This is a genomic window from Microbacterium sp. Clip185 (assembly GCF_028743715.1).
Taxonomy (GTDB): domain Bacteria; phylum Actinomycetota; class Actinomycetes; order Actinomycetales; family Microbacteriaceae; genus Microbacterium.
In genome coordinates this window covers 2697631-2710279 of the sequence record NZ_CP117996.1, presented here as the reverse complement: position 1 = coordinate 2710279, position 12649 = coordinate 2697631, and the positions used below count along the sequence as shown (strand labels likewise).

12 protein-coding genes are annotated in these 12649 nt (G+C 70.0%); 6 read left to right on the top strand and 6 right to left on the bottom strand.

Features of this window, described 5'->3' with window-relative positions; all coding sequences use genetic code 11:
* Positions 1 to 627 (bottom strand): TetR/AcrR family transcriptional regulator, encoded by a 627-nt coding sequence (locus PQV94_RS13150; protein ID WP_274286246.1) that lies wholly within the window; start codon positions 625 to 627, stop codon positions 1 to 3.
* Positions 628 to 743: 116 nt separating this feature from the next.
* Here PQV94_RS13150 and PQV94_RS13145 point away from each other — a divergent pair, with 116 nt between their 5' ends.
* Positions 744 to 1571 (top strand): oxidoreductase, encoded by an 828-nt coding sequence (locus PQV94_RS13145; protein WP_274286245.1) that lies wholly within the window; start codon positions 744 to 746, stop codon positions 1569 to 1571.
* A gap of 18 nt (positions 1572 to 1589) precedes the next feature.
* Here PQV94_RS13145 and PQV94_RS13140 read toward each other — a convergent pair whose 3' ends face one another.
* Positions 1590 to 2078 (bottom strand): 8-oxo-dGTP diphosphatase, encoded by a 489-nt coding sequence (locus PQV94_RS13140; protein WP_274286244.1) that lies wholly within the window; start codon positions 2076 to 2078, stop codon positions 1590 to 1592.
* An 82-nt stretch (positions 2079 to 2160) separates the two neighbouring features.
* Here PQV94_RS13140 and PQV94_RS13135 point away from each other — a divergent pair, with 82 nt between their 5' ends.
* The 4 genes from PQV94_RS13135 (at position 2161) to PQV94_RS13120 (ending at position 8033) form a co-directional block, all read left to right on the top strand.
* Entirely contained in the window at positions 2161 to 3321 is a 1161-nt protein-coding gene (locus tag PQV94_RS13135) for an exonuclease SbcCD subunit D (RefSeq protein WP_274286243.1), read from the top strand.
* Complete coding sequence (locus PQV94_RS13130) at positions 3318 to 6278, top strand: AAA family ATPase (RefSeq protein ID WP_274286242.1); 2961 nt, start codon at positions 3318 to 3320, stop codon at positions 6276 to 6278. The genes PQV94_RS13135 and PQV94_RS13130 overlap by 4 nt, the downstream gene beginning before the upstream one ends.
* 70 nt (positions 6279 to 6348) lie before the next feature.
* On the top strand, positions 6349 to 6528 hold the full coding sequence (locus tag PQV94_RS13125) for a hypothetical protein (protein ID WP_243233624.1): 180 nt from the start codon (positions 6349 to 6351) through the stop codon (positions 6526 to 6528).
* A gap of 2 nt (positions 6529 to 6530) precedes the next feature.
* Positions 6531 to 8033: an MFS transporter gene (locus PQV94_RS13120; RefSeq protein WP_274286241.1), complete on the top strand. Its 1503-nt coding sequence runs from the start codon at positions 6531 to 6533 to the stop codon at positions 8031 to 8033.
* Positions 8034 to 8040: 7 nt separating this feature from the next.
* Here PQV94_RS13120 and PQV94_RS13115 read toward each other — a convergent pair whose 3' ends face one another.
* From PQV94_RS13115 to PQV94_RS13105, 3 genes are read right to left on the bottom strand one after another with little or no spacing between them, the layout of a single operon-like run.
* Positions 8041 to 8598, bottom strand: coding sequence for a phosphorylase family protein (locus PQV94_RS13115; protein WP_274286240.1), 558 nt, complete (start codon positions 8596 to 8598; stop codon positions 8041 to 8043).
* Entirely contained in the window at positions 8598 to 8741 is a 144-nt protein-coding gene (locus PQV94_RS13110) for a hypothetical protein (protein ID WP_161594077.1), read from the bottom strand. The genes PQV94_RS13115 and PQV94_RS13110 overlap by 1 nt, the downstream gene beginning before the upstream one ends.
* A gap of 58 nt (positions 8742 to 8799) precedes the next feature.
* Complete coding sequence (locus tag PQV94_RS13105; RefSeq protein WP_274286239.1) at positions 8800 to 9750, bottom strand: aldo/keto reductase; 951 nt, start codon at positions 9748 to 9750, stop codon at positions 8800 to 8802.
* Positions 9751 to 9927: 177 nt separating this feature from the next.
* Here PQV94_RS13105 and PQV94_RS13100 point away from each other — a divergent pair, with 177 nt between their 5' ends.
* The gene (locus tag PQV94_RS13100; protein ID WP_274286238.1) at positions 9928 to 10506 is read left to right on the top strand and encodes a hypothetical protein; all 579 of its coding nucleotides are present in this window, start codon (positions 9928 to 9930) and stop codon (positions 10504 to 10506) included.
* A gap of 6 nt (positions 10507 to 10512) precedes the next feature.
* Here PQV94_RS13100 and PQV94_RS13095 read toward each other — a convergent pair whose 3' ends face one another.
* Positions 10513 to 12570 carry an NAD(+) synthase gene (locus tag PQV94_RS13095; protein ID WP_274286237.1) on the bottom strand — a complete coding sequence of 686 codons (2058 nt, stop codon included), beginning with the start codon at positions 12568 to 12570 and terminating at the stop codon, positions 10513 to 10515.
* Between the last annotated feature and the right edge of the window lie 79 nt (positions 12571 to 12649).

Here is a 12649-nt window from a genome sequence, read left to right as displayed (position 1 = left end):
TCACGCGGCGGGCGTTCCCGGCGTCTCGGCCACGGGCTGCGCGACGAGAGAATCAGCGCAGTAGCGCGCGATCAGATCGAGGATCCCTTGGAGCCCCTGCTGCAGCAGTGCACGTGACAGCTCCGGGTCATCGATAGCTCGAGAGAGCTGCAGCGTGCCGATCATGGATGCGAACAGCCCCGCGGCACGCACGCGGGCGTCCTCTGCGGGCAGGAACGCGGCGACGTCGTCGATCATCGCGAGCATGCCCGCGGTGTAGTGGTGCCGCGTCCGTGCGCTGCTGTGGACGACATCCTCGAGCAGCGCTGCCGAGGGGCAGCCGCCTTCGTGGTCTGCGCTGTGTTCCGGCGACAGGTAGAGGCGGGCGAACTGCTCGAACCGCTCCCGGGTGAAGGGCTCCCCGCCGTAGGCCTGTCGCTGTCGCTGCAGCTGATCGCTGATCACCGCGCAGACGAGATCCTCCTTCGACTCGAAGTGGGCGTAGAACGCGCCATTGGTCAGTGACGCGTCGGACATGAGTGCGGATATCCCCGCTCCGTCGACGCCTTCGCGTTTGAAGCGGCGGCCGGCACGATCGATGATGCGCTGTCGCGTGGCTTCTTTATGGGCGCTGTTGTACCGGGCCATCAGATCTCCAGGATCGCACCTTCCGGGCGAGATTCGCATCGCGAGGGCGCGGTGCCGATGTGATTAGATTACGATCATAATCCCATCGATTGACAACGAACCGGAGGCGCAAGCGGATGAGCGAGCGAATCGAGAAGGCGCGGCGTGTGGCAGTGGTCACCGGAGCGAGCGGAGGCATCGGGCAGGCGAGTGCGCGCGCCCTGCGCGAGGCCGGCTTCACCGTCGTGGGCACCAGTCGTAACGGTGATGCCGGCAGCGCCGGCGACGAGGGGCGCCTTGCCCGGCTGGACGTCGCCGACGACCGGTCGGTCGAGGCTCTCGTCGCCGAGGTCATCGCCCGGTTCGGTCGAATCGACGTGCTGGTGAACAACGCGGGTGCGGGACTGGCGGGCGCCGCGGAGGAGGCGTCGATGGCTCAGGTTCAGCAGACGATCGACATCAACCTGACAGGAGTCATCCGGATGACCAACGCGGTCCTGCCCCACATGCGTGACGCGGGTCGCGGCCGCATCGTCAACATCTCCTCCGTGCTCGGCGTCATCCCGGCGCCGTTCATGGCCCTGTACGCGGCGACGAAGTTCGCCGTCGAAGGCTACTCGGAGTCTCTCGATCACGAGGTGCGCACGCACGGCATCCGGGTTTCGCTCGTCGAGCCGGGCTACACCAAGACCGGGTTCGAAGCGAACACGCGCTGGGGTGACGGCCCACTTCCCGCCTACGAACGGCAGCGAGCATCCGTGCGCACGGTTCTCGCCGAGGCGATGCGCACCGCCGACGCGCCGGAGGTGGTCGCCGACGTCGTCCTGACAGCGGCGACGGTCGCCAACCCGAAGGTGCGCTACACCGCCGGCCGGACCGCGAGAGCCGCCAGCCTCCTGCGACGGCTGGCGCCCGCATCCGTATTCGACGCGCAGATCCGCAAGCTCAACGGGCTGACGGCGTAGGGCGAGGACACCAGCGTCTCAGGCGGCGGGCGTTCCCGGCATCTCCGCCACCACGGTCGCGAGGTCGTCGCCGAACGTGTAACCCCCGAATGCGGTGCCGCCGCGAAGCACCGCGGGCAGCCACCGTCGCGCGTCGTCCCACATCCGGTCGTACGGCACCTCCTCGAGGCCGAACCAGGCCGGCACGATCTCGTCCGTCTCGACGGGTTCGGCCACCGGCGCCCGATAGACGAAGACGTGCGAGCGCTGCGACCAGCTGTCCCGGGAGGGGAAGCAGTAGACGAGTCGCCCCACCGGCTCCAGCAGCGCGGGGTCGATCTCGAGCCCCGTCTCCTCCCGCACCTCGCGGACGGCGGCGTCGACGATGCTCTCGCCCGGTTCGGCGTTGCCGCCGATGCCCACGACGCGACCCAGGCCCATGCCCGTGCGTTTGTAGCCGAGCAGCACCTGCGCATCCGACGCGCGACCGCGCAGGATGTAGACGACGCAGACGTCGCGGATGGCCATGCCCGCCACCTTACGGCGGCAATGTTTCGGAACTGTGGCGAGGGTGCGCCGCTGTGTCCGAGGCCGCCCGTACCGTGAACACATGCGGATCCTGCACACCTCGGACTGGCACATCGGGCGCACCTTCCACGGCTACGCCACGATCGATGCCTTGCGCGGCGTGCTGGACGAGATGGTGTCGATCGTGCGCGAGGAGGCGGTCGACCTCGTCATCGTCGCAGGGGACGTGTTCGACTCTGCGGCCCCCGCGGCCGAGTGCTACACCGTGCTGACCGATGCGCTCGTCGGGCTGCGCGAGGCCGAGGCTCAGGTGATCGTCACCAGCGGCAACCACGACTCTGCCGCCCGCCTCGGCTTCCAGGCGCGGCTGCTGCGCGACGGCATCCACGTGCTCACCGATCCCACACGTCTCGACGTTCCCGTCACCGTGACCGACGTGCACGGGCCCGTGCATGTCTACGGCATCCCCTACCTCGCTCCGGCCCAGGTGCGTCATCTGTGGCCGCAGGCCGAGCTGCGCACCCAGGCGCAGACCCTGCAGCACGCCATGGACCTCGTGCGCGCCGACCACAGCGAGCGCGGCGGTCGCTCGGTCGTCGTCTCGCACTGCTTCGCGGCGGGGATCGAGGCGACGCCGGGGCTCGAACGCGAGATCCGGCAGGGCTCGCTCGATGTCGTGCCGCTCTCGGTGTTCGACGGGCCCGACTATGTCGCGCTCGGCCACATCCACGGACGTCAGCAGCTGAGCGACCGGGTACGTTACGCCGGCGCGCCGCTGCATTACGGCTTCGGCGAGAAGGGGCGCCGCCGGGGCGTCTGGATCGTCGATCTCGACGAGTCAGGGCTCGCCTCAGTCGCCTGGCGCGATCTGAGCATCCCGCGTCGACTCGAGGTGCTGCGCGCGCCTCTCGACGACCTGCTGACCGATCCGCGTTTCTCCGACGCGGAGTCGGCATGGGTGAGCGCCGAGTACACCGACGTGCTGCCGCAGCGCGACGTCATGCGCCGGCTGCAGCAGCGGTTCCCGTTCTGCGCGAGCGTGGCGCACATGCCGGATCGCGCCGATGCCGCGCAGAGCGTCAGCTACGTGCAGCGCGTCCGTCAGGCGCGCAGCGACCGCGAGCTCATCGACGCGTTCCTCGGGCATGTCCGCGAGGGCGAAGGCGCGTCGCCGGCCGAGGCGGAGCTGCTGCGCACCGCGCTCGCCGAGAAGCAGGACGCCCTCGTCGAGGCCGGGGCGTGAGACTCCACCGGCTCGAGCTGGCGGGTTTCGGTCCGTTCCGTGATCGGCAGATCGTCGACTTCGACGCGTTCGCCGACGACGGCATCTTCCTCATCGCCGGACGCACGGGTGCCGGGAAGTCGAGCGTTCTCGACGGTGTCGCGTTCGCGCTCTACGGCAACGTGCCGCGTTACGACGGTCCCGACAAGCGTCTGCGCAGCGACCATGCTTCGCCCGACGACCCCACCGAGGTGAGCCTCGAGTTCACGGTGGGCGATGTGCGCTGGCGCGTCGTCCGCTCGCCCGAGTACGCGCGTCCGAAGCTGCGCGGCGGCGGGATGACGACAGAGCCCGCGCGTGCCGAACTGTTCGAACTCGTCGACGGCACCTGGATCGGTCGTGCCTCGCGTCCGCGCGACGTGGCCGAGATTCTCGACCGTGTGCTGGGACTGAACCTGCAGCAGTTCCAGCAGGTCATCCTGCTCGCGCAGAACAAGTTCTCGCGCTTCCTGCTGGCTCGAAACGACGAACGTCAGGCGCTGCTGCGCACCCTGTTCGGCACCCGACGTTACGAGGACTACGCCCGCGAGCTGGACGATCGGCGGCGCGAGACGCAGCAGCAGCTGCGGGAGCGGGGCGTGCACGCCGAGGCGCTGCTGACCGAAGCCGAGCTGCTGATCGACGACGAGGCCGAGCTTCCCGCCTCCGACGATCTCGCCGCGCGGCGAGAGGCGGTGCGCACCGCGGCGGAGCGAGCGCGCTACGGGGTCGAGACGGCCGAACTCGCGCGGGTGAGCGCCGACGAGGTCTGGACCGCCGCCGCCGCCGAACTCGCGCTGCGCGAACGACAGCTCCAGGCGCAACGGGCCCGCGACGACGCCGATGCTCGGCTCGCGGCGCTCGAGGCCGATGCGCAGAGCGTCGCGGAATCGCGCGTCGAACGAGACCGAGCGGTCGCGGCCGAGGCGCTGCGCGGTGTCATCGAACGCGCCGCACGAACGGGTGCGGCCGCCCAAGCCGCCGACACCGAGGCGGCGGCGGCAGACGAGGAGTGGCACGCAGCCGGCGAGGATCCGGGCGCGGACCTCGACGCGATCGAGGAGGAGCTGACGGGCGAGCTCGCGCGGGTCGACGCCGCGGCCGAGCGCGAGCGTCAGCTCGAGGCCGTGGATGCGGAACTCCTGCTTGCACGCGGTGCCCTCGCCGATGCTGCGGAGGCGCTGCTGCGCCTGAACGCGGAGGCGAGCGACGCGCCCGCCCGCCGTGACGCCCTGCTCGCCGCGCGCGCCGAGACCGCCGTTCAGGCGAGCCGGATCGCCGAGCAGGAGAGTTCTGTCGAGGCCGCACGGCGGCGGCAGGAGGCGGGGCAGCGGGCGTCGGAGGTGGACGCACGACTCACCGCCGCCGAGGCCTCCTATACCGCCGCGCTCGACGCGTCCGCTGCGGCGTCCTCAGCGCTCGCGCGGCTGATGCGTCGACGCGTTGCGGAGCGCGCGGGCGAGCTCGCGGCCGCGCTGGTGCCCGGCGAACCCTGTGCCGTCTGCGGTTCGACAGAGCACCCGCATCCGGCGCCGCGTGCCGATGATGCCGTGACGGACGAGACGATCGCCGAGGCCGAAGCCGCCGTCGTGCGAGCGCGCACAGAGGAGGCGCGTGCCGCGGAGGAGGCGCGCGGCCTGCGCGAGGAGCTCACCGAGGCCCTCTCCGTGGCGGGAGCCGCGGATCCCCACGAGCTCGAGCGGGCGCTCGCCGATGCTCAGGAGGCCCTGCGGCAAGTCCGTGATGCCGAAGCGCGACTCGACGGGATCGAGCGCGACCTCGCGCGCATCGACGCGCAACAGGCTGAGCGAGCAGCGGCGCTCGAGAGCGCGACGCGCGACGAGCGGGAGGCGGACGCGCGCGTCACAGCGCTTTCGGCGCGCCGGGAGGAGATCGCCCAGGTCGTCGAACGCGCGCGGGAGGAGTACGAGAGCGTAGCCGACCGTCGCGCGGCGCTCATCGCGCGGCGAGAGCGCGCGCGTCGTCGTCGCAACGCGCGAGTGGCGCTCGTCGCCGCACAGAGTGCCGCCGATGCGGCCGTCCAGGAGGCGACCGAGGGTGCCGAGCGAGCGGGATTCGCCGACCCTTTGGATGCCGCGGGCGCACTGCGTTCGCGCACCGACCTGGCGACCCTCGTCGATCGGGTCGAGAGGCACGAGCGTGATCTCGCGCTGGTTCGAGCTCAGCTGCTCGAACTGCAGCTCGAGCTGGCCGGTGTGCCGGAAGGGCCGGTCGAGCTCGACGAGGCGCGACAGAAGGCCGAGGAAGCGGATCGGGCGCGTGGCCATGCGATTGCGGAGCTCAGCCGAGCCCAGTCCACGGCGGATCGGTTGTCCGATCTCGTCGTGCGCATCGACGACTCTTACGCGGCGGTCGCCGAACTCGCCCAGGAGGCGGGTGTTGTCACGCGACTCGCTGACACCATGCTCGGGCGCGCACCGAACACGCGGCGCATGACCCTCGAGACGTTCGTGCTGGCGGCCGAGTTGGAGGAGATCGTGATCGCGGCGAACGTACGACTGGCCGAGATGTCGGCGGGGCGGTACAGCCTCCACCACTCGGACGCGCTGGCCGCTCGCGGTGCCGCATCCGGACTCGGCATCGAGGTCATGGACGCGTTCACCGGCCAGCTGCGCCCGCCGCAGTCGCTGTCGGGCGGCGAGACCTTCCTCGCATCGCTGTCGCTCGCGCTGGGCCTCGCAGAAGTGGTCACCGCGCGCGCCGGCGGCATACGGCTCGACACCCTGTTCATCGACGAGGGGTTCGGCTCGCTGGATGCCCAGACGCTCGAGCTCGCGATGAGCGTGCTCGACGAGCTTCGTGCGGGAGGGCGGACTGTGGGCGTGATCAGCCACGTCGAGGCGATGAAGGACCAGCTGCCCGCGCAGCTGACGATCGAGGCGACCCCGCAGGGGCCGAGCGTCATCCGGCAGCGATGACGACGATCGACGAATCGTCGTGCGACGCAAGCCGGGACCTCGACCAGTCATGCGCGCCTAAGGTGGAAACGTGAGCAAGAACACCCTGTGGACGGTACTGGCCGTCATCGCATCGATCGTGATCGGCTGGTTCCTCGTCAACCTGCTGTTCTCGGTGATCGCCTTCGTCTTCAAGCTCGTGATCGTCGCCGCTGTCGCGCTCGTCGTCTTCCTCGTGCTGCGCTCGGCCCTCAGCCGCAGCGGGGACTGAGAGTGTCGGTCGACGGCGCAGCTGGAGCTCACCCGGTCACGACCGACATTCCGCTGAGTTCCGCCGCGCGCTGGCGAGCGTTCTGGGTATGCGTCGCCGTCGCCGGTCTCACGATCCTCGATCTGTCCAAGGTCAATGTGGCGCTGCCGTCGATCGAGACGGCCTTCTCCGCCGGTGCGACCGAGCTGCAGCTCATCGTCTCCGGCTACGTGCTGACCTTCGGCCTGTTCCTCGTGCCGATGGGACGCATCGGCGATCAACGATCCCGCCGTGCGCTGTTCCTCATCGGGCTCACTCTGTTCACCGCGATGAGTGTGGTCTGCGCACTCGCGCCCAATACCTCCGTCCTGCTGATCGCGCGGCTGCTGCAGGGTGCAGCGGCGGGCATCCAGATGCCGCAGGTGATCGGTCTGATCCAGCAGCTGTTCCAGGGCAAGGAGCGGGGCCGTGCGTTCGGCCTGTTCGGCGCCACGATCGGTGTGGCGACGGCGTTCGGGCCGACGCTCGGCGGTCTGCTCATCGCCGTCGGTGGTTCCCAGGACGGGTGGCGGTGGATCTTCTGGATGAACCTTCCGCTCGGACTGCTCGCCATCCTGCTGGCAGCCCTTCTCCTGCCCGCAACACGCACTCGCTCGCACCGCAAGCTCGCCCTCGACCCCATCGGCGTCATCCTCTTCGCGCTCACGGTGCTCTCGCTCATGTGGCCGTTCCTGTTCACCACGGGGGCTCCCGGGGATGATCCGCGACGGTGGTGGCTGCTCGTGCTGTTCGTGCTCTTCGCGGCCGGATTCGTGGCGTGGGAACAGCGCTATGCCCGCATCGGCAAGCAGCCGCTCATCCCGCTGAAGCTGTTCCGGATCGGCTCGTACCGCAACGGCACCCTGCTGCAGGCGACCTACTTCGCCGCGGCGCCGTCGATGTTCCTCCTGACCACGCTCTACCTGCAGAGCGGTCTGCACATCGAGCCGGTCTTCGCCGGAATGGTCACGATCGGATTCGCCCTCGCGAGCGCGGTCTCCTCGTTCGTCGGCGGCACGCTCGTCGTACGATACGGGCGACCCGTGGTCGTGGTCGGGCTCGGACTCGTGCTGGCGTGCGTCGCGGGTCTCGTCGCCACGGCGCTGTACGTTCCCGACGCCGTCACGCCGTTCGTGATGGCCGGTGTCATGGTCGTCGGCGGCATCGGCGGAGGGCTGGTCATCTCGCCCAACCAGACCCTCACCCTCGCGGATATCCCGGTCCGCGACGGGGGCCTCGCCGGATCGGTCGGTCAGCTCGGTCAGCGCATCGGCACCGCGGTGGGCACCGCGGTGGCCCTTGCCCTCTTCTACGCCACGGTCTATCGCGAGGACGGCACCACCGCGGAGGACGCGGTGGTGTTCCACGACGCGTACGGCTTCGGGATGGTGACTGTCGCGCTGTTCGTCGCGGTGGCGTTCGTCATCGCCGTGGCCGATCTCGGCGCCAGGCGTCGTTCCCAGAAAGTCGCCGACGCGGCATCCTGACCCGGGATCAGACCCCGTAGTCGGCGCGGATGCGCTCGCGCAGGATGTGGCTGCAGGCGGTCACGGCCGCATCCCAGTCGGTCATCGCGTCGTCCTGGGCGTTGTCGGAGACTGCCTTGAGAACACGGATGGGAACGCCGAACTCGGCGGCCACCCAGAAGTACGCGTACGTCTCCATGTCGACCAGGCCCGCGCCCAGTGACCGGATGAGCTTCACGGTCTCGGCGTCGTCCACGAAGGAGTCACCGGTCGCGATGATGACACCCTCGCGATCGTGCCCGACGCGCGCGGGAAGCGACAGATGCTGACCGACGACGCCGTCGGGGTCTGTCACATCGTGCTGGATCGCGCCGGCGATCTCGTGCAGGTCGCCCTGCAGCAGCGGATCGATGCAGCCGGCCGTTCCGACGACCACGATCTCCTCGTAGTCGGTGGCACTGAGTGCGCGGGTGAGGTTCACGGCTGCCGGCAGCTTGCCGGGGCCTGTGATCAGCCGGTCGAACCCCTCGAGCTCTGCGGGGAAGGCGACGACCTCGCTCTCGAGCGCCGCGACGAGCAGGCGCATCAGTTGCCGCCTCCGCTGACGATGCCGATGATCCCCGAGATGAGGAAGAAGAGGCCGACGCCGGCGACGGCGATCCAGATGCCGATGCGGGTGGCGGAGGGCTTGCCCTGGTCGTCGCTGGGACCGGAACCGAAAAGACTCACCCTGTGAGCGTAGACGAGCCCGCGACGATCATGGTCGTCGCGGGCTCGTCCAGCGTGCTCAGGAGGTGGGCTGCCAGGTGGAGAGGCGGTCGAGCTCGGCGATCTGCTCGCTGGTCAGCGTCACGCCGACACTCGTGAGCAGGTCGGGGACCTGCGACGCGCGGGAGGCGCTCGCGATGGGTGCCACGACGGTGGGCCGCTGGCGGAGCCAGGCCAGTGCCGTCGCGGCGATCGAGGCGCCATGCTCGCCGCCGATGCGCTCGAGGGCGTCGATGATCGCGAGTCCCTGCGGCGTCGCGTACTTGGCGGCGCCCTCGGCGCGGGGGGAACCGGCACCGGCCGCATCCGCCGAACGATACTTGCCCGTCAGGAAGCCCGACGCCAGTCCGTAGTAGGGCACGAGCGCGAGGTCGAACTCCTCGGCGACCGGGATGATGTGCTCCTCGACGTCGTTGCGGTGCACGAGGTTGTAGTGCGGCTGGACGGCGATCGGGAGCGGTCCGCCCGCGGCCTGCGCGAGCTCGATCCACTGCCGGATGCGGTCGCCCGAGTAGTTGGAGACGGCCGTGTAGCGGATGATGCCGTCGTTCACCAGATCGGTGAAGGCGGCGACGGTCTCCTCGAGCGGCGTCTCGGGGTCGTCGAAGTGGGCGTAGTACAGATCGATCGTGTCGACGCCGAGTCGCTTCAGCGATGCCTCCGCGGCCGCACGGATGTTCTTCGCGGACAGTCCGCGGAACTCCGGGTGCTGGCTCACCTTGGTGGCGATGACGATGTCGCGGGGCTTGCGTGCGGCCAGCCATTCGCCGATGAGCGTCTCGCTCTCACCGCCGCTGTTCCCCGGCACCCACGCACTGTAGGCGTCGGCGGTGTCGATGAAGTTGCCGCCGCCGTCGTGGAACGTGTCGAGGATCTCGAAGGAGGCGTCGCGGTCGGCCGTCCAGCCGAACACGTTGCCGCCGAGAGAGAGGCCGAAGACGTCGAGGTCGCTGCGTCCGATGCGGGTCATGATGTCCTTTCGTCGCTGCTGCGCACGGTCAGTGTGCGCGCACTCCCTATGAACAAGACGGGGATGCCGCCGCCCATTCCCATTACTTCCGGGATCGCCCGGTGGTGGCGCGGCGTGCCCGGGCTAGGGTCGAGGACAGGGCGCAGACGGCTGTGCCCGCGATCTCGGGAGGCAGCGATGGAATCGGTCGTTCTCGACACCCCGGCGGGAATCGACGCTCGACTCGGATGGGACCCCTCGGTCACCGCGCACGACCGGAAGCGTCTGCTCGCCCGGGCGATCATCGGTGCGCGACTCGGTGCCGACCCGGCCGCCGTACGCATCGAACGCGAAGCCCCCACGACCTTCGGCCACCACACGCGTCTGATCGCCTCGCTGGACGGCGAGGAGCTCGATCTCGTCGTGACCGTCGCCGAGTACCGGGCGGCCAATGTCGTCGCGGTGAGCGAGCCGGGCGTCCGTGTGGGGATCGACCTGCGCGACCTGCATCCCGACACGCACACCCGCGCGGTGATGCGGGCACAGAGCCAGCTGTGGGAGGGCGCGACCGACTTGGATCTGCTCACACACTGGAGCCGGGCACAGGCGGTGCTCGCCGCCGACGGTCGCGGGCCGCGCCTGTCGGCCACTGCCGTGAAGCTCGATCAGGGCGGCCACCGCGGGTGGGTGCGGGATCGGCCCACGAGCTACACGATCCAGGATCTTTCCCGGAACGCCTTCGTGATCACGCTCGCCTGGGCTCCCGAAGAGGACTGATCCGCCTCAGGCCTCGAGGGCGGCGTCCAGCTCGCTGAGCCACGCGGCGGCGTTCCCGTCGCTCGGCGCTCGCCAGTCGCCGCGCGGCGACAGCGATCCCGCAGGCGAGACTTTCGGGCCGTTGGGGATCGCGGTGCGCTTGAACTGCGCGAAGCCGAAGTAGCGCCTGAGGAAGACCCGCAGCCACTGCACGATCGTCTCGCGGTCGTAGGCGTACCGCTCGTCGTCGGGGAAGCCCGCCGGCCACAGTCCCCCCTCCGCGTCGGCGAAGGCGACCTCGGCGAGATACGCGATCTTCGACGGCCGCATCCCGAAACGCAGGATGTGGAACAGCGTGAAGTCGTGGAGGGCGTACGGGCCGATGGCGTCCTCGGTCGACTGCACCTTGCCGTCCTCGCCGGCGGGCACGAGCTCGGGGCTGATCTCGGTGTCCAGAACCGCCTGCAGCACGGCGGCGGTGCGCTCGTCGATGCCGACGCCGTCTGCGATCACCCATCGGATGAGGTGCTGGATCAGCGTCTTGGGGACCCCGGCGTTGACGGCGTAGTGGCTCATTTGGTCGCCGACGCCGTACGTGGCCCAGCCGAGCGCCAGCTCGGACAGGTCCGAGGTTCCGATGACGATGCCGCCGTGCCGGTTCGCGAGGCGGAACAGCAGGTCGGTGCGGACCCCCGCCTGCACGTTCTCGTAGGTGACGTCGTAGAGGGGTTCGCCCTCCGCTGCGGGGTGGCCGATCCCGCGCAGGATCTCGGTGGCGGCAGGGCGGATGTCGATCGTCTCGATCGTCGCGCCGATCGCCTCGGCGAGCTCGATCGCGTTCGACTTGGTGCCGTCGCCGGTCGCGAAGCCGGGCATCGTGTACGCGAAGATCTCGCTGCGCGGGCGCCCCATCCGATCCATCGCGCGGGCGACGACCAGGAGCGCGTGGGTGGAGTCGAGGCCTCCCGATACGCCGATGACAGGGCGCGGGGATCCGATCGCCCGCATCCGCTGCTCGAGGCCGGACACCTGGATGCTGAAGGCCTCGTAGCAGTCCTGGGCGAGGCGGGCGGGGTCGGCCGGGACGAAGGGGAACCGTGCGACGGGCCGGCGTAGCCCTGTGAGCTCGGCCGGGGGGTCCAGACGGAAGTGGATCGTGCGGAATGCGCCCACGCGCTCGGTGAGGGAGCGGCGGTTGTCGTCGAAGGTGCCCTGACGAAGGCGGTCCTGGCGCAGGCGGTCCAGATCGACGTCGGCGATGCTGCGGCGCGCAGCGTCCGGGAACCGATCGGTCTCGACGAGCAGCTGGCCGCCCTCGTAGATCATGGTCTGGCCGTCCCAGGAGACGTCGTTCGTCGACTCGCCCTGGCCCGCCGCGGCATAGGCGTAGGCAGCGAGGCAGCGCAGCGACTGGGACTGCGAGAGCAGCTTGCGGTCATCGGCGCGGGCGATCGTGATCGGGCTGCCGCTGAGGTTCAGCAGCACCGTGGCCCCTGCGAGGGCGGCCTCGGATGAGGGCGGCACGGGAACCCACATGTCCTCGCAGACCTCGGCGTGTACGACGAGTCCCTCCACGTCCAATGCCTCGAACAGCAGATCGGGGCCGAAAGGGGCGTAGAGGTCGCCGATGCGGATGTCGCCGCCGCGCTGGTCGTCGCCCGGCGCGTACCAGCGGCGCTCGTAGAACTCGCGGTAGGTCGGCAGCATCGACTTGGGCGCGACGCCGAGGATCTCGCCGCGGTGGATGACGACCGCACAGTTGTACAGCCTGTTGCCATGGACCAGCGGCGCGCCGACGACCAGGACGGGGCGCAGGTCCACGGATGCGGCGACGAGCTGCTCGATGGCCGCCACCACAGCATCCAGCAGCGGGTCCTGCAGCACGAGATCCTCGATGGCGTAGCCGCTGAGGCTCAGCTCCGGAAAGAGCGCGACGGCCACGCCGTCGTCATGGCAGGCGCGCGCCTCGGCGAGCACGGCCTCGGCGTTCGTCGCAGGGTCGGCCACGCTCACCGGGATCGTGACGGCGGCGACCCGGGCGAAGCCGTGCCGGTAGGGGTTCGTGAAGGGCAGGTGCGTGCTCACGCCTCCAGTCTGGCACTCGCGGCCTGCCCCGGAACGGGGTTGCGTCGGTGCGCAGGCCCTGTCGGCGGCCGCAACTAGG